Annotated in this window: 16 protein-coding genes; 14 read left to right on the top strand and 2 right to left on the bottom strand. The window is 60.2% G+C overall.

The window, feature by feature from the left end; translation table 11 throughout:
- Positions 1–27: 27 nt before the first annotated feature.
- Together C3Y91_RS00290 and C3Y91_RS00285 are read right to left on the bottom strand one after the other, a co-directional pair.
- Positions 28–1,320: an NAD(P)/FAD-dependent oxidoreductase gene (locus tag C3Y91_RS00290; RefSeq protein ID WP_130690408.1), complete on the bottom strand. Its 1,293-nt coding sequence runs from the start codon at positions 1,318–1,320 to the stop codon at positions 28–30.
- Between the two features lie 3 nt (positions 1,321–1,323).
- A complete protein-coding gene (locus C3Y91_RS00285; RefSeq protein ID WP_027688906.1) occupies positions 1,324–2,721 on the bottom strand; it encodes an aminotransferase-like domain-containing protein in 1,398 nt (465 codons plus the stop codon).
- A 239-nt stretch (positions 2,722–2,960) separates the two neighbouring features.
- Here C3Y91_RS00285 and C3Y91_RS00280 point away from each other — a divergent pair, with 239 nt between their 5' ends.
- From C3Y91_RS00280 to C3Y91_RS00215, 14 genes are all read left to right on the top strand, one after another.
- On the top strand, positions 2,961–4,043 hold the full coding sequence (locus C3Y91_RS00280; protein WP_027688907.1) for an ABC transporter ATP-binding protein: 1,083 nt from the start codon (positions 2,961–2,963) through the stop codon (positions 4,041–4,043).
- A 48-nt stretch (positions 4,044–4,091) separates the two neighbouring features.
- Positions 4,092–5,141 carry an ABC transporter substrate-binding protein gene (locus tag C3Y91_RS00275; RefSeq protein WP_024322582.1) on the top strand — a complete coding sequence of 350 codons (1,050 nt, stop codon included), beginning with the start codon at positions 4,092–4,094 and terminating at the stop codon, positions 5,139–5,141.
- Between the two features lie 69 nt (positions 5,142–5,210).
- Entirely contained in the window at positions 5,211–6,467 is a 1,257-nt protein-coding gene (locus C3Y91_RS00270) for an ABC transporter permease (RefSeq protein WP_168574864.1), read from the top strand.
- Positions 6,467–7,288, top strand: a complete 822-nt coding sequence (locus C3Y91_RS00265; RefSeq protein ID WP_024322584.1) for an ABC transporter permease — start codon at positions 6,467–6,469, stop codon at positions 7,286–7,288. Before C3Y91_RS00270 ends, C3Y91_RS00265 begins: the two co-directional genes overlap by 1 nt.
- 15 nt (positions 7,289–7,303) lie before the next feature.
- Positions 7,304–7,660, top strand: a complete 357-nt coding sequence (locus C3Y91_RS00260) for a RidA family protein (protein ID WP_024322585.1) — start codon at positions 7,304–7,306, stop codon at positions 7,658–7,660.
- A 275-nt stretch (positions 7,661–7,935) separates the two neighbouring features.
- Positions 7,936–8,562, top strand: coding sequence for an SIS domain-containing protein (locus tag C3Y91_RS00255; protein ID WP_024322586.1), 627 nt, complete (start codon positions 7,936–7,938; stop codon positions 8,560–8,562).
- Between the two features lie 17 nt (positions 8,563–8,579).
- Positions 8,580–9,818: a glycosyltransferase family 2 protein gene (locus C3Y91_RS00250; RefSeq protein WP_018071774.1), complete on the top strand. Its 1,239-nt coding sequence runs from the start codon at positions 8,580–8,582 to the stop codon at positions 9,816–9,818.
- A gap of 17 nt (positions 9,819–9,835) precedes the next feature.
- Entirely contained in the window at positions 9,836–11,806 is a 1,971-nt protein-coding gene (locus C3Y91_RS00245; RefSeq protein ID WP_027688910.1) for a glycosyltransferase family protein, read from the top strand.
- On the top strand, positions 11,803–12,762 hold the full coding sequence (locus C3Y91_RS00240; protein WP_027688911.1) for a lysylphosphatidylglycerol synthase transmembrane domain-containing protein: 960 nt from the start codon (positions 11,803–11,805) through the stop codon (positions 12,760–12,762). Before C3Y91_RS00245 ends, C3Y91_RS00240 begins: the two co-directional genes overlap by 4 nt.
- A gap of 32 nt (positions 12,763–12,794) precedes the next feature.
- Positions 12,795–13,736 carry an NAD-dependent epimerase/dehydratase family protein gene (locus C3Y91_RS00235; RefSeq protein ID WP_024322589.1) on the top strand — a complete coding sequence of 314 codons (942 nt, stop codon included), beginning with the start codon at positions 12,795–12,797 and terminating at the stop codon, positions 13,734–13,736.
- Positions 13,726–15,675, top strand: coding sequence for an HAD-IIIA family hydrolase (locus C3Y91_RS00230; RefSeq protein ID WP_027688913.1), 1,950 nt, complete (start codon positions 13,726–13,728; stop codon positions 15,673–15,675). The genes C3Y91_RS00235 and C3Y91_RS00230 overlap by 11 nt, the downstream gene beginning before the upstream one ends.
- Complete coding sequence (locus C3Y91_RS00225) at positions 15,672–16,652, top strand: GHMP family kinase ATP-binding protein (RefSeq protein ID WP_024322591.1); 981 nt, start codon at positions 15,672–15,674, stop codon at positions 16,650–16,652. Before C3Y91_RS00230 ends, C3Y91_RS00225 begins: the two co-directional genes overlap by 4 nt.
- A 9-nt stretch (positions 16,653–16,661) precedes the next feature.
- Positions 16,662–17,879: an NAD-dependent epimerase/dehydratase family protein gene (locus tag C3Y91_RS00220; protein ID WP_130663062.1), complete on the top strand. Its 1,218-nt coding sequence runs from the start codon at positions 16,662–16,664 to the stop codon at positions 17,877–17,879.
- Positions 17,876–19,405, top strand: a complete 1,530-nt coding sequence (locus C3Y91_RS00215) for an FAD-dependent oxidoreductase (RefSeq protein WP_168574863.1) — start codon at positions 17,876–17,878, stop codon at positions 19,403–19,405. Before C3Y91_RS00220 ends, C3Y91_RS00215 begins: the two co-directional genes overlap by 4 nt.
- The last annotated feature ends 101 nt before the right edge of the window (positions 19,406–19,506 follow it).

The following is a 19,506-nucleotide window of genomic DNA, read 5'->3' as shown; positions in this document are numbered from 1 at the left end:
AATGAGGAAAATTCACAGGAATCCGGTTCAGAACCGCTCGGCACGCATGGGCGTCAGATCGATAGCCGGTCTCTGTCCCGCAACCAGCTGGGAAACGAGATACCCGGTCAAAGCCGACAGCGTCAGGCCGAGATGGCCATGGCCGAAGGCATAGGTGACGCGGGGCAAGTGCCGGGAGCTGCCGATCACCGGCAGTGAATCCGGCATGGACGGGCGAAAACCCAGCCACTCGTCGCTGCCTTGCCCGGCCGCCGGCAGAAGCATTTTCACGCCGTCACGGATCATCGCGGTCCGCCTGGGGTTCAAGGGAGCAGCAAGCCCGCCAAGTTCGACGGTTCCGGCCGCGCGCAATCCATCGGCCATCGGCACCATGTAGAAGCCGTGTTCGGGATAGCAGACCGGGCGCGTCAGCAGATGGCCAGCTTGCGGGAACAAGACGTGATAACCGCGCTCGGTGTCGAGCAGGACGCGATCGCCTATCGATGCCGTAAGCTTGCGCGAATGGGCGCCGGCGGCGACGACCGCGTGGTCGGTCAGGATTTGCTTGTCCGCGATGCGCAGGCAGATACCATTGCCGCGCGGCTCGATCGCCGAGACTTCGCCGCGGACGATCTCCCCGCCGCCGTTTACAACAGCTTGAGCGAGCGCGAAAGCGAGTTGCCTGGGGCTGGAAAACACATAGGCGTCAGGGAACAGCACGCCCTTGTGGTAAAGCGGCGCAAGATTAGGCTCCATGTTCTGGACATCGGCGCGGTCCAGCCGGTCCATGGCGACGCCATGACGCTCACGCAGCCCATTCTCGGCGTCAGCCGCCCGGAATTGCGCTTCGGTCTTATAGAGATACAGGCAGCCGTCATGCCGCTTCAGCCGTTCGGCGCCTGCCTGCGTCACAAGCGGTTGCCAGGCCGCATCGGCGTGAGAAAGCAGCACCGCCAGTGTGCCGGCGATCCGCTCGACCTCGGCTTTCGTGCTCGATGCCAGGAAGGCGCGCAGCCAAGGGACCAGTTGCGGCAGGTATCTCCAGACGATCGCCAGCGGACCGAGCGGATTGAGCAGCATTCCCGGCACACGCCAGATGACCCCTGACGTCGCGACGGGAACGACGCCGTGCGGCGCAAAGGTGCAGGCATTTCCGTAGGAGCAGGCCTGCCTGTAGGATGCATCGCCCAAGGGAGGCGCCGGATCGATAATCGTGACCCGGTGCCCCATTCTTTGCAGCCAAAGTGCCGTGCAGAGGCCGACCAATCCGGCGCCGACCACAGCCACATGCCGGCGCTCGGCGTCGGGCAAGGGCTGAAGCTCCTGCAGCGGCGTGTTCATCGGCTAGACCAGGCCCGCTAAGGCGCGGGGACGATCGTTCAGCGTGGCGGCGATGATGCGTAGCGCCGTTGCAAGTTCATCCCGCGACGATGCGCAGCCGACATTGACGCGAACGGCGTGCTCGACCGGCTGACGGTCGCAGGCAAAGGCGGTGGCGGCCATGACGGCAACGCCATGGGCGCGCAGATTGGCGGCAAAATCCTCGCATCGCCATGGCGCCGGCAGCCGGAGCCATAAAAACATGCAACGCGGATCGGCGGAGAAGGAATGGCCCGCAAGGATCGTCGTGACGATCGCGTGGCGGGCGCGCAGCTCGGCAAGCTGGGCCTTCAGGATCGCTTCGGCCGTGCCGTCTTCCAGCCAGCGCGTCGCAAGCAGCAGCGGCAGCGGAGAGGGCATCCAGGCGGTCGTGCGGACCGCCTCGGCAGACAGCAGCGCCCGGCCGGGCGGGCACAAGAGATAGCCGACGCGCAGACCCGGCGCCAGCGCCTTGGAGAGTGCTGATATATGGTAGGTTCTGCTTGGAGCAAGCGTGACCAGGGCGCTTGCCCGGGTCCCGAGCATCGGTCCATAGACATCGTCCTCGATGATGACGAGATCGTGCTTTTCCGCGACGTCGACCAATTCCCGCCGGCGAGCCTCGCTCATGGTGACGACGGTCGGATTGTGCATCGAGGGAACCGTGAAGACGGCGCGCACGCTCTCCCGGCGGCAGATATCGTCGAGCTCCACCGCCGACATGCCCTCATCGTCACTTCCGATACCGATGATGCGGAAGCGGAACATCTGGGCAAGCGCAATTAGGCCATAATAGGTCAGCCGATCGCAGACGATGGTGTCGCCGGGCTCTATCAGGCTGCTAATCACCGCCAGCAAAGCATGCTGGGCGCCGCTGGTGACGACGATATCGTCTTCGGACGGATCGAAGCCGTTGAGCGATATCCATTTTCTCGCCGCGTGGCGCGCCCAGGCAGGACCTTCCGGCGGCTGATACTCCTGCATCTGGCGGAAGCGCCGGTCCGATGAAAGGTCTGGCAGGGATTGGGCGAGGCGCTGCTGGAAATCGTCGACGGCCGGCCGGTTGACCGTCAGATCTATGATACCGGCCGGGTTAGCTGCCCGGTCGACCCGCGGCATGGCGCCGTCGCCCATGACGATCGTGCCGCGCCGGGTGCTGCCCATCACAAGATTGAGGTTCTGCAATTCGCGGTAGGCGCGCGTGACGGTTGAGACGTTGAGCGACCGCTCCCGCGCCAGGTCGCGCTGAGGCGGGAGCTGACTGCCGGGAGGCAAGGCGCCCGAGCGGATCTTCGCCTCGAGCTCGCTTGCGAGCTCCAGATAGGCCGGTATCCGCGTTTCCCGCCCCTGATTTGTCCGGGTCACTTCCGATCTTTCAGACATACAATTCCTGTAACAGCGGCGTAAATTCCATAAGCCGAACGCACACATCAATCCCCGAGGCGCTGCGATTCAGCTCGCTTTCGTGCGACATAGCATGCTTTCCCAATGTTTTCGAGACCCTGCCGCTACCACCACACAAAATTATTTGTGTGGCTTGACAAGCCGAAGTAGACCGAGACAATATAGCCCAGCATCGAGACAAAGAGGCAGGGACCCGCCGATGCAAACAGGAGGACTTCATGAGCGAGCGCTTCATTGCTTTCGAAGGCGTGCGTAAATCCTATGACGGCGTCAGCTATGTCGTGCGCGGCCTGGACCTCGACGTCGCCAAAGGGGAATTCTTGACCCTTCTCGGCCCGTCCGGATCCGGCAAGACCACGACGCTGATGATGCTGGCCGGCTTCGAAGCGCCGACCGACGGGACGATCACGCTTGCCGACAACAGGATCGACAGCGTTCCGCCGCATCGCCGCAATATCGGCGTGGTCTTCCAGAATTACGCGCTGTTTCCGCATATGACCGTCGGCGAGAACGTCGCTTTCCCGCTGAAAATGCGCCGGCTCGGCAAGGCCGAGATCACCGAGCGGGTGCGCCGCGCGCTCGACATGGTGCGCATGGCGAGCTTCGAAACGCGGCGGCCCAACCAGCTTTCCGGCGGACAGCAGCAGCGCATCGCGCTTGCCCGGGCTCTCGTCTTCGAACCGCAGCTCGTGCTGATGGACGAGCCGCTCGGTGCGCTCGACAAGCAGCTTCGCGAACATATGCAGCTCGAGATCAAGCACCTGCATGCCCGCCTCGGCATCAACGTCGTCTACGTCACCCACGACCAGAGCGAGGCTTTGACCATGTCGGATCGGGTCGGCGTGTTCAATGACGGCATCCTGCAGCAGATCGCACCGCCGCATGCGCTCTACGAGACGCCGGCAAACCCCTTCGTCGCAACCTTCATCGGCGAGAACAATGCGATATCGGGCGAAGTCATCGCGATCGAAAATGCCGTCTGCCGGATTCGCGCGCCCGATGGTTCGATCATCACCGGCCATGCCGGAGAGGGGTTGAAGGAAGGCGCGCGGGCAACGCTGGTCTTGAGGCCCGAGCGGATTCAGCTGGCGCCGGCAGCCGAAATTCCGAACCGGTTCACCGCCATGCTGAAGGAAATCATCTATCACGGCGACCATGTCAGGTTGCGCGTCTCAGCCTGCGGCTGCGACGACATCTTCATCAAAGTCGCCGCGGCCCAGGATATTCCAGTTCAGTCGCTAGGCTCCACTGCCGTCATCGGCTGGGCGACGGAGGATTGCCGCGCGCTCGCGCTCTCCTGACCGGACGCTCATTCTTTCGCAAACGCAGCTACAAAAAGGGGAACCACCATGATGCGTTTAAACTGCATGCTTCTCAGTTCCGTCATGACTCTTGCCATCGCAGGAGCAGCTTTCGCCGGGGATACGCTGACCGTCACATCCTGGGGCGGCGCCTATACGAAGAGCCAAGAGGAGGCCTTTTTCAAGCCCTTCGCCAAGGAAACCGGCACCAAGATTCTCCAGGATGAATGGGATGGCTCGACCGCCAAACTGAAGGGCATGGTCGAAACCGGCCAGGTGACCTGGGATGTCGTTGATGTCGAACCCAGCCATGCACTGCAAGGCTGCGACGAAGGCTGGCTCGAAACGATCGACTATTCGAAGCTCGGCGGTAAGGACGCCTTCATCGACGGCGCCGCGATGGATTGCGCGGTCGCGACGATCGTCTTCGGCACCATCTATGCCTATGATGCCGCCAAGTTCCCGAATGGCGGACCGACGACCATGGCTGATCTGTTCGACACGGCCAAGTTCCCCGGGCCGCGCGCCTTGCGCAAGTCGCCGAAGACCACGCTGGAATTCGCGCTGATTGCCGACGGCGTCAAACCCGCCGAGGTCTACGACGTGCTCGGAACGCCGGAGGGCGTCGACCGCGCCTTCAAGAAGCTCGACACGATCAAGAAGGATGTGAAGGTCTGGTGGACGGCGGGCGCGCAGCCGCCGCAGCTTCTCGCCGACGGCGAAGTCGTGATGACCACGGCATGGAACGGCCGCATCTACGATGCCGTCAAGAACAGCGGCAAGAACTTCAAGATCGTCTGGGACGGCCAGGGAATGGACTTCAATCTCTGGGCCGAGCCGAAAGGCTCGAAGAACAAGGAACTGGCGGACAAATTCGTCGCCTTCACCGTCAACCCCGACGTGATGGCGCAGCAGTCCAAATATATTTCCTATGGCCCGACCCTGAAAGCGGCCATCGCCAAGGTTCCGCCGGATATTCTTGTCGATCTGCCGACCGCGCCGGAGAACACGAAAACCGCCTTTGTCGTCTCCTCCGAGTTCTGGGCCGACCATGATGAGGAGTTGACCGAACGCTTCAACAAGTGGCTCGCACAGTAACCTCGTCGGGCGGGCGGGTGTCCCCCTGGCCTCGTCCGCCCCTTTCTCTCCCTCAGGAAGGCATGAGCGATGGTGATCGCGACAATGAATGATGGCGACGAGGTAAGGATTGCCGCTCGCACGCGGGCGAAAAGCCTCGGCAGTGCGAAAAGCAAGGCGCAACTGAGGGCGCTGCTGCTGATCGCGCCTCTGTTGATCTTCCTGCTGCTCGTCTTCGTCCTGCCCATTGCCCTGTTGTTGACGCGCGCCGTCGACAACAGGGCGGCCTCCGCCGCCCTGCCCTACACGATGTCGGCTCTATCAGCCTGGGATGAACAATCCCCGCCCGACGAAGCGCTGTTTGCCGCCTTTGCCGCGGACCTGAAGCAATCGCCGCGCGACCAGATCGCCGAAGTGGCCAAGCGTCTCAACTATTACGAGACAGGCATGCGCTCGATGCTGTTGAAAACCGCACGCACGATCCGCAACGCAGAGCCGCCCTACAAGACAGCCTTCGTTGCCATCGATCCCAAGTGGGAGACGCAGCACTACTGGACGATCATCAAGAATGCATCGCCGCCCTTCACCGACTATTACCTGCTCGCCTCGCTCGATCTCGAGCGCGACGCAACGGGCGCCATCGGCAGGGTCTCGGCGGAGAATGCGGTGCATGTCGATGTCCTGATCCGCACATTCGTCGTCAGCGCTTCGGTGACCGTCATCTGCCTGTTTCTCGGCTATCCGCTCGCCGCCCTGATCGCCCGATCGAAAGGGGCGGTCGCCAATACGCTGCTGATCCTTGTGCTGCTGCCGTTCTGGACCTCGCTTCTGGTGCGCACCAGCGCCTGGGTCGTCTTGCTGCAGGGACGCGGCGTGATCAACTCGGCGCTCATCTGGCTCGGCCTGATCGACCCCGCGCATCCGCTAGACCTGATCTACAATCGCATCGGCGTGCTGATCGCCATGACCCATATTCTGCTGCCCTTCATGGTGCTGCCGATCTACAGCGTCATGAAGAGCATCCCTCCGGTCTATCTGCGCGCCGCCTCGTCGCTTGGCGCGCCGCCGGTATCGGCCTTCTTTCGCATATACCTGCCGATGAGCATGCCTGGCGTCAGCGCCGGCGGGCTCCTCGTCTTCATCCTGGCGCTTGGCTACTACATCACCCCGGCTCTGGTCGGCGGACCGGGAGACCAGATGGTGAGCTATTTCATCGCCTATTACTCCAATCAGGTCACGAACTGGGGCATGGCGGCGGCTTTGAGCACGATCCTGCTGGTGGCGGTGCTGATCCTCTATGCCGTCTACAATCGCATTGTCGGCATCGACAGGCTGAGGATAGGCTGATGACGAACTTCCTTTCTTTCCCGCGGCTATTTTCGATCCTCTTGTGGCTGGCTGGCGGCCTGGTGATCCTGTTCCTGATCGCGCCGATCGTGGCGATCGTGCCGCTCTCCTTCAATGCCGAGCCGTTCTTCACCTATCCGATGCCCGGCCTGTCGCTGCGCTGGTATCGCGAATTCTTCGATTCCAACGTCTGGCAGCTGGCGCTGAAGAACAGCATCATCGTCGCCATCTTCGCCACGCTTCTGTCGACCTTTCTCGGCACGCTTGCCGCGATCGGCCTCAGCCGGCCCTCCTGCCCGGCGCGGGCAACGCTGACCGCCATTCTGATTTCGCCGATGATCGTGCCGGTCATCGTTTCGGCAGTCGGCATCTATTATGCCTTTGCCGCCGTCGGGCTGCTCAACAGCCTGACCGGGCTGGTGCTGGCGCATACGGCGCTCGGCGCCCCTTTCGTGGTGATCACCGTGACCGCGACGCTCGCAAGCTTCGATCACAATCTGATGCGGGCGGCATCCAGTCTCGGCGCAGCCCCGGTCGAAGCGACGTTGCGCATCATGCTGCCGGTCATTGCGCCGGGGGTGGCGTCCGGCGCGCTCTTTGCCTTCGTGACATCATTCGACGAAGTGGTGATTGCACTCTTCATCGCCGGTTCCGAAGAACGCACGCTGCCGCGCCAGATGTGGAGCGGCGTGCGCGAAACGCTGAGCCCGACGATCGCCGCCGTCGCCACGCTGCTCATCCTGTTTTCGACGCTGTTCCTCGCCACGATCCAATGGCTGCAGCGACGTGCCGAACGTCAGAAAATTGCGCATAGAGAATAATTCAGGGGGTTGAGCATGCAGATCGAACGCTACGAAACCGGAAAACGAATGAGCCAGGCCGTGATCTATGGCGGCTTTGTCTTCCTCGCAGGCCAGGTCGCAATCGACGCGCCAGGCGCCTCCGTCCACGAACAGACGACCAACATCCTGGCGCGGATCACCCGGCTTCTTGAAAGCGTGGGCAGCAATCCGACACGGATCGTCAGCACGACGATCTGGCTTGCCGATATCTCCAGCTTCGAAGACATGAATACCGTGTGGGACGCCTGGGTGCCCGCGGGCCATGCGCCGGCGCGCGCCACGGTCGAAGCAAGGCTCGCCGGACCGGAATTCACTGTCGAGATCGGCATGATCGCAGCGATCGGGACCTGACAGTTAAAAACCTTGCCGGAAGCGGCTGCGAACTCCTCTTTCACCCTACATGGCATCACCGGCGCGAGCGCTGAAAGCGGTTGTCGGTTGGCTATATCAATCAGCGTCCTGAGGGTCGGGCAGAGGCGGTGAATTCAACTGCCTCGCGTGACACCTTTAGTTGCAAAGCCGTGACACTCGGCGACAACCCTCAAAAGAGGGGGCGGGCAACTTGCCTTTGCCCCATTTAATCTTTAAGGACGCCCCAATTTCCAAGGCGTAGGGACTGAACGAGGATGTCACAGAACGACAACAGATCTTCGGGGCTTGGCGTAACAGCCGGCGACCTGGATCGCTACTTCACATTTCTCCGCCATGTTCTTGTGAATGCAACCGCTACGCGGGCAGCCGGTGAGAGCCTGGACTATGCAGCAGCGGTGACAGAGTCCATGCAACTGGCTCGCGCCACGCACGATGCGGGACGGAAGATCATGTTCATTGGCAACGGCGGCAGCGCGGCAATCGCCAGCCACATGGCGACGGACTATTCCAAAAACGGCGGGCTGCGCGCCATGGCGATGAACGACGGCGCGACGCTGACATGCCTCTCGAACGATCTCGGATATGAGAATGTGTTCTCGACGCAGATCGGCATGCATGCGAACGAAGGTGACCTGCTGGTGGCAATCAGCAGTTCGGGGAGATCGGAAAGCATTACCAAGGCCGTCCGCACGGCCCGGGAAAAAGGCTGCGCCATCATGACTTTGAGCGGCTTCGCGCCGGGCAATCCGCTGCGTGATCTGGGTGACCTGAACTTTTATGTGGCCTCCGATCAATATGGCTATGTGGAGATCGCGCATCTGGCGATTTGCCATGCCGTATTGGATTTCTCCTGCGGGCTTGTCCCGCCTACTCTTTCCTAACGAGCCGTTATACGCGCATGAATTTCCCCAGCATTCACGATCCGGAATTGACGCTCCTTATCCCCAACGATGATGTCACCGATCCTGAAGTGACCATCCTCGTCCCGTCTCTTAACGAGGAATTGACGATCGGAACCTTCGTCGACTGGTGCCGCGAGGGTATCGCGGCAAGCGGTGCGGCCGTGGAGATCCTCATCGTCGACAGTTCGACCGATCGCACACCCGAAATCGCGCGCGACAGGGGCGCCCGCGTGTTGCGGACACCGAAGCGCGGTTTGGGCAGGGCTTACATCGATGCTATCCCATTCGTCCGTGGCAAGTTCATCATCATGGGCGATGCGGACTGCACCTATGATTTTCGCCAGATTGCCCCGTTTATCGAGGCCTTCCGGAACGGCTCCGACTTCGTGATGGGCTCGCGGTTCAAGGGCTCGATCGAAGACAATGCGATGCCGGCCCTGCATCGCTATTTCGGAACGCCACTGACGACGTGGATTCTCAATCGGATGTTCGCCAGCCGCTTTTCCGACATCCATTGCGGCATGCGGGGCATCAGTGTCGATGCATTGCTGCGCATGGATCTTCGGTCGCAAGGATGGGAATATGCGTCGGAAATGGTGCTGAAGTCCGTGCATATGGAGCTTCCGACCACCGAAGTGCCGATCCACTTCCTGAAAGATCCGGATGGACGGCTCAGCCACATGAAGCGGCGGGGTTGGATGGAGCCGTGGCGCGCTGGCTGGCGGAATCTTCAGGCGATGTTCGTCTACGGGTTTGATTTCTTTCTCATCTGGCCGGGCTTCCTGCTTCTGGCCCTCGGCTTGATTATCATGCTGCCATTGCTCGCTGGACCCATGTCCATTGCCGGTGTGCGCTTCTCGTCCAATGCCATGCTTTTTGCCATGGCCCTGGCCGTCCTTGGTCAATCAATGCTGGTTTCGGCCGCGATCGGTCGGGTTATCTTCGACTATTCGGGACGCGTGCAGCCTCGTTTCGAGCGGCTCCTGCCTTATAACGCAACGATCTGGGGAACGGTCGTGGCCGTACTTGCAGGCGTTTTATTGGCGTTTCCGCTCTTCGATTCCTATGTCGGGAATGGATACTTGCTGCCTGAGATTGGCGTCGAAACGAACTGGGCCGTCTTCGGGCTCTGGCTTATCACGACAGCGTTCCAGATCTTTATTTCAGGGCTCATGATCCGGGCGCTTGGGGTGATGCTGCCCGTCAAGAAGCCTGCGCCCCCTCTCGCGGGATAGGAGCCACGGGAGCGGTGATGATCGCAGGTTGGTGCGCGGTTTCTTTTATAATCTTATGGGGCCTGGTGATCGATCGAGGGATCGTCGTTTGGCTCAATCGAGGTTGCGATCGGCCCTTTCGAGACGGCATCGACTTTTTGTTCAGCGGCATTTTGCCGGCTCTGGCGATCTCAGGCGGTGCGGCTACCGTCCTTGGCGCAGTTCACGGATTACGATGGGAAATCGTTCTTCCTATCGTGGCTGTCTCGATGATCTGGCGGCGGCGCGATCTTGTCGCCGTTCTTTGCGACCTGGGTTCACTGTTTCGAAAAATCGCCGCTGAAGCGAAAATCGGAAACCCGTTTCCGGTGCTTGCGGCACTCACATGCATCGTACTTTGCTATGTGTGGAGCGTTCTGGCCCAATTTCCGCCGGGCATTGCCGACGTGTGGGTCTTCCACATCCCGCTCGCAAACAGCATCATCGAGCACGCCGGCTTTGTGTCTCCGCAGATCGACCATCCCTTCTACGGCAATATTCCACTCTTCTTCAATCTGCTGTTTGCGCTCGTCATGATGGTCAGCGGTCACTGGACCGGCGCGGCGACGATGAATATCGCAATTTTCTTCGGATTTCTGTTCCTGCTTTCAAGCTGCGCCAGTCGTTGGCGGGCATGCGGTTTTTTCCTGGTGGCAGCTCTGATCCTCAGCATCCCCTTCTTCAGGGGGAGTGTCGGCGAACCGATGACGGATCTGGCCCGGTCGTGTTTCTCAGTCGCAGCCGTGCTTTTTCTGTGGCGCTATTTGGAAACCCGGCGCCCGGCGGAGCTTTTTCATTGTGCGCTCGTCTTAGGGGGAGCGGTCGGAGGAAAATATACGGAACTGCAAATGGTTGGCATCATAGGGCTGGCATTGATGCCGACGCTTCTCAAGGGAAGGGTATCATTGCCGCTCTTTCTGTCATGCCTCTGCGCATTTCTCGCCGTCGCGGGCTACTGGTATGCGAAAAACCTGATCGTTTTCGGCAATCCGATCTATCCCTTTCTATTCGGCCATCCGGGCCTCACCGACGCTTGGATGGCGGATTACACGCTCGAATTGGGCCGGGCTTTCGATCCCGCCAACCGACATTTCGTGACGAACCTCGCAACTCTGCAAGGTTGGCACGACTTCCTCTATATTCTTTACGAGTGGTTCCTCGCTCGCAAACCGAATAGTTTCGTCGCTCTTGCCTTGATACTGGCCGGTCTGGCAGTGGCTTTTCGGCGCATCGCATTTCTGGCAGCGATTGTCGCTGCCATGTTTGTGATATGGTACACCGTTATGTTCAATCACATACGGTGGGCGACGCCCGCCTATCTGCTTTTCTTTTCGACCGGGTTTATCGGCGCCTCCCTGGTTCGCGAACGGCTCGATAAATGGCTCGACCGGCGTGTCCTGCCGCAGATAGCCCCGCTTGCGAAAATTGTCTCTTCGCCAGCATGCATGGTCGCCAGCCCGGTGGTTATCAGCTTGCTGGCCGGTGGCCTGTGGTTTTCCCACTGGCATCGCGTGGGCGGCGGCGACATGGATCCGGTCAAGGCGAAAGAACTCGACGTCGTGCTTGGGATGATAAGCGTCGACGAATATATGAAGAGCCACCGCCAAGCTTATTTCATGTACCGCTATATCGCGGAGCACGAGCTGAGAGCCGTGTTTCAACCTTTCGATACTGCCAACACATTATTGTCCGCGGCTTACAATGGCGGCCGCGACGGCGGCTGGCAATTGCCGCGCTACGTGCTGCCTCTACCGGGTTCGGATATCGATGCTTTCATCAGGGACAATCATATAGGCTACTTCATCGTCCCCCCCGATGCCGGTAGCGCGTTCCTCGCCGAGCGCCTTGGAGAAGACAAAATGGTGATGGCCAACCGCGTCGTAGCGCACATGATGTCCCGCTCTTCGGTGATATTGACGGATCGGTTCGGCTGGAAGCTCTACCGTTTTGACGCGGATCGGGCACCGTGACGACTGCGTCCTCCCCAGCGTTGCTTCGCATCGGCATACCGGTTCTGAAAGTGGCCGTCGCGCTTGGCCTCGTCATATGGATCGCGCGCAAGGTAGATTTTTCGGAAGGGTGGGCTGCGATCCAGACCCTGTCGGCGACGACCATTTCGGTCAGCATCCTTCTTCTGCTCTTGCAGGCCCTGCTTTCGGCGTGGCGGTGGTGCCTTCTATCGGACATGATAGGGCAAAGGCTGAAGATCTCAGGCGCGATGAACCTCTTCATGCAAAGCCTGTTTTACAATCAAGCTCTTCCAAGTCCCATTCCAGGCGATGCCGCTCGCATATTCGGTGCCGTCAAATATGGCCTGACGATCGGAGAAGCCACGCTGGGCGTCGTCATGGACCGCATCCTCACTCTTTTCGGACTGGCGGTCGTTGCGCTGATCGGACTGATCATCCTGCGCACTGTTTACGGGCACGACTTTCCCATCCCCTATCTGACGGAACTCACGGCGCTTGGCGTTGCGGGATCTATCGCATCAGCCCTGGTGTTCAGTTGGCGCCGCCACTTATTCGTCCGGTTCTTTCCGGCAAAGCTGCACGCGTTGACCGACGCGTTGCGGGCTTTGATCACCCACCAAAGAATGGTCGGCGTCTTTCTATTGACCCTCGCCATTCACGGGTTGAGCGTCGTCTCGCTTGAGATCCTCGTTCTCGGCCTTGGCCTCCCGCTCGATTGGGGTCAGGCCGCAGCCGCTTTCCCGCCGGTGCTCTTGATCGCGATGGTTCCCATTTCCGTCGGAGGATGGGGTATCCGGGAGGGCGGTATGATCATTTCGCTTGCCGTGTTCGGCATAGGCACGACCGACGCGGCAACGCTATCGGTGGTTTTCGGCCTGCTGCAGCTTGTGGTCGGGTTAGCCGGTGGTGTATTCGTCCTTTCGCGTCCTCATTCGGGAAAGATCAAAGCGCTCTGATGAGCCTTAACAGATCATATGGAGCTGCCGACATGCATGCCTTGGTAACAGGAGGGGCCGGATTTATCGGTAGCCATCTCTGCGATCGCCTTCTGGAAAAGGGTTATCGGGTCACCGCGATCGACAATCTTCATCTTGGCCGCATGCGGAACATAGACCATCTGCTGGACCGATCGGATTTTCGCTTCCATGAGCTGGATATGCTCGATCGGGAAGGCATGGATCAGCTCATTGCGGCGGACCGCCCGGACGCTGTTTTTCATCTCGCCGCCAATTCCGATATCGCCGCAGGCAATGCCAATGCGGAACTGGACCTGCAGCTGAACCAGCTGACGACGACGACACTGCTTGCCATCATGCGCAAGCATAAGATCGACAGGCTTTTCTTCGCCAGTACTTCCGCCGTGTTCGGCGAAGCTGAAGGGAACATCGGCGAAAATCACGGTCCTTTGCGGCCGATCTCGTTCTATGGCGCCAGCAAGCTTGCCGCCGAAGCTTATCTGTCCGTCTATGCGCTGTCATTCGGCATCAAGACACTGGTGCTGCGTTTTCCGAATGTCGTTGGGGAGCGCTCGACGCATGGAGCGATCTACGACTTCATCAACAGGTTGAAGGCTGATCCGACGAGACTCCAGGTGCTCGGCAACGGAATGCAGACAAAGCCATATCTCTATGTCGGCGACCTGGTGGATGCGATTCTCCTCGCATGGGACAAGGCACCCGGCGCCTATGAAGTATTTCATGCCAGCGGCATCGGTGAAACGTCCGTTCGGGATATCGCCGAGATCGTGGTCTCGAAGGTGGCAGCCGGAGCCGCTATCGAATACGGCAGCGAGGATCGCGGCTGGCTGGGCGATGTGCCGCGCTTCAGCTACGACATAAGTCGGCTCGTAACACTAGGCTGGTCGCCGAAGCGAAAATCGACAGAGGCCGTTGAACTTGCCGTCGAACGGATCCTGGCGAATGGGTTCTGAAGGCACGATCCGCCAGGCGATCATTATTGCCGGTGGCCTTGGAACGCGTGCTCGCAGCATGACAGGCGATGCCATTCCGAAGGCTCTTTTGCCGCTCGGCGGTGTCCCGATCATTCTCAGGCAGATTCGTGTGCTGGCCCGCGAAGGTGTTCAACATGTGCGGGTGCTTGGTGGTCACCTTGGCAGCCAGCTGGAGCCTGCTCTTGGTCCGGAAGCTGAAAAACTCGGCATCAAGATCGAGGTGTTCGTCGAGACGTCTCCGCTCGGCACGGCAGGCTGCTTGACGACTTTGGACACGACAGCCGGCGACGTACTGATCGTCTACGGAGACATGCTTTTTGACATCGACCTGGCGGCACTGGCGCGTCACCGTCATCAATTTCCAGCCGCTCTGACCATCATCGCTCACCCCAACGATCATCCCCGCACATCCGATCTCGTCGTCCAGAAGAGCGGTTATCTCCAACGCCTGTTGCCCCGCAAAACGCCCCGCGATGCTGATTGGCGCAATCTGGTGCCGGCCGGTTTGTACGTGGCCTCAGACCAGTTTTTTGAGGCGCTGCTGCCGGGCCATACGGCCGACATGATTCACGACGTTATTCCCGATCTCCTCAAGCGTTCCATTCCGATCGCGATTTACGACACGCCGGAATACATCAAGGATACCGGCTCGCCGAACCGCCATGCTGCCGCGGAGGAGGACCTTCGGCAGGACCGGGTGCATGCGGTGCATCTGTCAGTCAGAAGACCCGCGGTATTTTTCGATTGCGATGGCGTGCTCAACGAAGATGTCGGCGGCCATGGCATTATACATCCCGACCAGGTGAAGCTGATCGCCCGAGCCGGCCAAGCGGTGCGGCTCGCCCGCGAGGCCGGTTTCCTGACGGTTGCCGTCACCAACAGGCCGCAGGTCGCCAAAGGCCTGCTCGATGAATCCGGCCTGGATCATGTTCTTGGTCGCCTGGAGGCCGAGCTTGCCGAAGATGGCGGCGTCCTGGACCGTATCTATTTTTGTCCGCACCATCCGGACAAAGGATTTCCCAATGAGATCCCGGAACTCAAGATCAATTGTGCATGCCGCAAACCGGGCGATCTGATGATCCGCCAGGCAATGACGGAATTGCCGGTCGAAAAATCGAAATCCGTCATCATCGGAGACAGCCTGCGCGACATAGGTGCCGCCCGCAAGGCAGGCATCTGGGCCTATGGGGTCCGAACGGGTTATGGCCTGCGGGATGAAAAGAGCTATCCTGCCGCGGAAGCAGATATTCCCCGTGCCGATCTTGTCTTCGACACGGTCTATGACGCCGTTCGCTTTCAATGCGGTTATCAAGATATCGGGCAAGGGCTGTCCGGCGCCATTCATCAACGTCTTCCAAGTCAAGCAGGTCCGCTGCTCGTCAGCATCTGCGGCCGTTCCCGCTCCGGGAAAAGCACGTTTGCGCATGCGGTCGAGCGTATGCTCTCGGAATCAGGACGCCGGGTGCTGAGGCTGGAGCTCGATCGCTGGATACTGCCGCTCGAATATCGCCGTCCTGATATGACTGCGGAAGAACGCAACAGGGTCGAAGTCTATCCTGAGATCGTCAGCACGCTGCGCCGATCCGGACAGGTCGAGGCGCCGGGTTACGAAGCGGCAAGCCGTGGTCAGCGCAAGGGTACGACCACCTATGATGCGCGTGACGCCGAGGTCATTCTGCTGGACGGCATCTTTGCCGGACACAGGTCGACCCGCGAAGACGTCGATATGGCTGTGTTTGTCGAAGCGTCACAACAGACCTTGCTCAGCCGCTTTCACAATTTTTACGCCTGGAAAGGCCTCACGGCAGCAGCGACCGATGGGCTCTGGGCATCGCGTATTCAAGACGAGTGGCCGAAGATCGATCTGCAGCGGGCATCGGCCGATATCGTCATCAATCTTGAGGAGGCAATCCTTTGATCGTTTCATCCGCACCTTTTCGGGTCAGCTTCGCCGGAGGCGGCTCTGACATAGCGTCCTACTACCGCCGTCAGGCGGGCGCGGTATTGTCCTGCGCGATCGCCAAGTACAGCTTTGTTATCGTGCATAGCTACTTCAACGAAAAGAAGTATCATCTCAAATATACACGCACCGAGCTCGCCGACACGCTTGAGGAGATCGCGCATCCGCTGCTGCGCGAGGCCCTGCGAATGCATCAGCTCGAGCCTGGCATCGAAGTTGCTTCGGTCGCCGACATTCCTTCGGGAACCGGCTTGGGATCATCCAGTTCCTTTTCCGTGGCGCTGATCAATGCGCTCTACGCCCACAGGTCGCGCTTTGCCTCCAAGGATCAACTGGCGGAAGAAGCCTGCAAGCTCGAAATCGACATCCTGAAGGAGCCGATCGGCAAACAGGACCAATATGCGGCCGCACATGGCGGATTGAACTTCATCGAATTCAATTCCAACGGCAGCGTCAACGTCCAGCCCGTCGTTCTCAGCTCGGAAAAGATGGCGGAACTCGAGAGCAACATCCTGTTGTTTTTCACAGGAAGCCAGCGCGATACGCGCTCGGTGCTGTCGACGCAGGTGCAAGCCATGGAGGCCGACGAGGAAAAATTCCGGACCGTCGAGCGCATGGTGCAGTTGAGTTACGAAATGCGTGACATCCTGATGGGTGGAGATCTCGGTGCGTTCGGCGAAGCCCTGCATCGCGGATGGATGATGAAGAGATCGCTGACATCGAAGATTACCAACAGTGCGATCGACGAGTTTTACGAGGCAGCACGTGCTGCCGGCGCAATCGGTGGCAAGCTTGCGGGTGCAGGCGGAGGCGGCTTCCTCGTTCTCTATTGCCCCAAAGATCGTCAGGAAAAGGTGCGGCAAGCGCTGTCGCAGCTCAAGGAAATCGAGTTTCGTTTTGACTGGAGCGGCGCGCGCATCGCTTTTGCACAGTAGAGAGTGTGAATGGCACCACGTCTCATCATCACCGGATCGACCGGCTATATCGGTGCAAGACTTGTCGCGATGGCGCGTGAGCGCGGCTTCGACGTGGTTGAACTGGGCCGGCGGCCCGGCGCGGCGTGGCGCATTGGCGATGAACCTGCAGCATCCGATCTGGAGGGAGCGGTTGGGCTAGTCCATCTCGCGCATTCCTGGGCGACTTCGCCAGAGGCGGCCGAAGAAGAAAACGTCAATATATCAGGCACCTTGAAGCTGGCGGAAGCGGCAAAGGCAGCCGGCGTGCCGCGCTTCGTTTTTGCCTCGTCCACCTCGTCCAGACGAGAAGCACTGAATGTCTACGGCCGGACCAAGTTCAGGATCGAAGAGCATTTGGTTGCCAGCAAGGCAGCACCGATCGTCAGAATTGCGCGAATAGGGCTCGTCTACGGCGGCCCACGCACAGCGATGTACGGCCTGATGGCGAAATTGGCGGCGCTTAGTCCAATCCTGCCGATGATAGGGCTCAGCCGAAAAGTTCAGCCCATTCATCTCGACGAAGTCGCCGCAGGCCTGCTGGCGCTCGCGACCGGAGAGGACCAGCCGCTGCAGACCTTTGTGCTGGCGCAGGAAAAGCCCATAAGCTTTGCCGCCTGGCTCAGAATTCTCCGCCGCGGCCAGGGTAAGGGCAAGCTTCATTTCATACCGGTTCCGCTGACCGCCGCACTCCTCGCCTGCCGCATGACGAAACTTCTCCCGTTGATTCCCACGGTCGATCCGGAACGCGTGCTCGGGCTTGCAGGCGCCGCGCCGATGGAGAGCGGCGAGAGCCTCAGGCTCCTGATGTTGAACCTATCCGACCCGGCGACTACGCTTGCAGGAGAATTCGGCCAGACAAACGAGGAGCAATCGCGACGTGAGGCAGAGGCCCTGCTGCGATATCTGGGCATCGCGCCCACCGAAATACCGCTGCAGCGACTCTGCGAAGGGCTGCGGCATGAGGGATTGTCGCCGCTTGGCCTTTCCCCGGCAATGATCAGGCATCCTGGTTTGCTGGCCCTCTTTGAACCGCCGGCCAATCGAACACGGCATCGCCTCGCGCAAGCCCTTTACTTGGCCGACCTCGCGAGCGAACCGGAAAGGCGCCCGGGCAAAATAGCCGGATTTTTCGGCGCGATACTGGCGATTTCCAGCGACGTCTTGCTCTTTCCGTTCCGCGCGCTTTTAGCGGGGAGATATCGATGAATGGGCCGGACGCCGACTTCATCATCATCGGCAGCGGACCTGCCGGTGTCTCCGCGGCGTTTCCCCTGATCGCGGCCGGACGCCGCGTTCTGATGCTGGATGGCGGGGATGACGCCGGATCGCGGGAGGAAAGCCGCAGCGTCCGCGTCCTCGGAAGCAATCTGGAATCGCTGCGAACGGACGACGGAAGTTCGCCGAAATTGCAGACCCCCATTGCACGAGGAATTCTCGAACCTTTTCGAGACCAATCCGGCATAACCGGCAACGGCTTCTTCCCGATCGGCAGCCTTGCCCGCGGCGGTCTCTCCAACATCTGGGGAGCGCAAATCAGCTATCTCGATGCCGAGGACATCGCGGCTTGGCCGATAGACATCGCCTCCTTGCAGAGATCCTACGAGCATGTCGCCAAGCGCATCGGCATCAGCAGGAATGCGGATTCTACGACAGGCGCTGACAGTGAGCCCGTCCTGCCGCTTGGAGCGACAGCGGCCCATGTTCTCCATCGACATCAGGCCGCAAAGCCGGCTGATGGATCGTTCTGGCTTTTTCCCGCCGTCAATGCCATACTTTCGCAGGCGAGGTCCGGGCGCGCAGCATGCGATCTGCGCGGCGACTGTCTTTATGGCTGCCCGACCGGCGCGATCTATAACAGCAGGCAGGATCTGCTGCTGTTGCGAAAGTCTCCACATTTTCGTTTGCTCGATAATATGCGGGCCGTCTCGTTGACACGCAGCTCGGGCTGGACGGTCAGAACGGCAGACGGATCGTCATTTTCCGCACCGAGGATCATTCTGGCCGCAGGAGTCCTTGGAACGGCCGCCCTGCTGTCGGACCTCCTGCCGATTGACGCGCAGGGACTGCGTCTTCTGAACAGTCCCACGCTGGCCATTCCCCTGCTCTCTCCCGCAAGAATGTTGCGTTCGCCGACGGCGACACACAGCCTTGCGCAGCTCGGATTATCTCTGCGCTACGGCGACGGCGCATCCGATTACGTGACGGGAGCGATCTATGAAGTTGGTACGCTGCCGGCGCAGAGCTTCATCAACAGGATGCCGCTCGGTCGAAAAGCCGGGCGCGCGGCGTTCGAGTTTATCGGGAGCAGTCTCCTCGTCGCGACGATCTATTATCCCGGCAATCAAAGCCGAAGCTACATCCGTCGGGACGAAACGGCAGGAAAGGGTCTGACCGTCCGCGGCGGCTTCGCGGAAGGTTTCGACATCCGCGCCGAGGCCTTGAAAAAGACGCTCCGCCGGGAATGGAAACGGCTGGGTCTCATTCAGCTCCCGGGCGTGTCGCTGGCGGAACCCGGCATCGACGCCCATTTTGCCGGCACCTTGCCTATGGGCGCGTCCGGTCCGTTCGGTACCTCTTCAGACGGCGAATTGAATCTCCATTCCGGTCTCCACATCGTCGACGGTTCGATCCTTCCGGATCTGTCCTCGAAATACGTCACGATGACGATCATGGCCAATGCCGACCGCATCGCCCATCGCCTCGCCGAAACGGAAACAAACTCGGCACTTTAGGGGTTTGAATTTCCCCCGAGCTTTGAGGACTAACAGAACGCATCGGAAAAACCGTTTGCCGATGCGTTCCCGTCTTTCTTTGCGGCAAACCGCAAACATCG

The organism is Rhizobium ruizarguesonis (assembly GCF_012349115.1).
In the GTDB taxonomy this organism is placed as follows: domain Bacteria; phylum Pseudomonadota; class Alphaproteobacteria; order Rhizobiales; family Rhizobiaceae; genus Rhizobium; species Rhizobium ruizarguesonis.
This window is presented reverse-complemented; position numbering and strand designations above follow the sequence as displayed.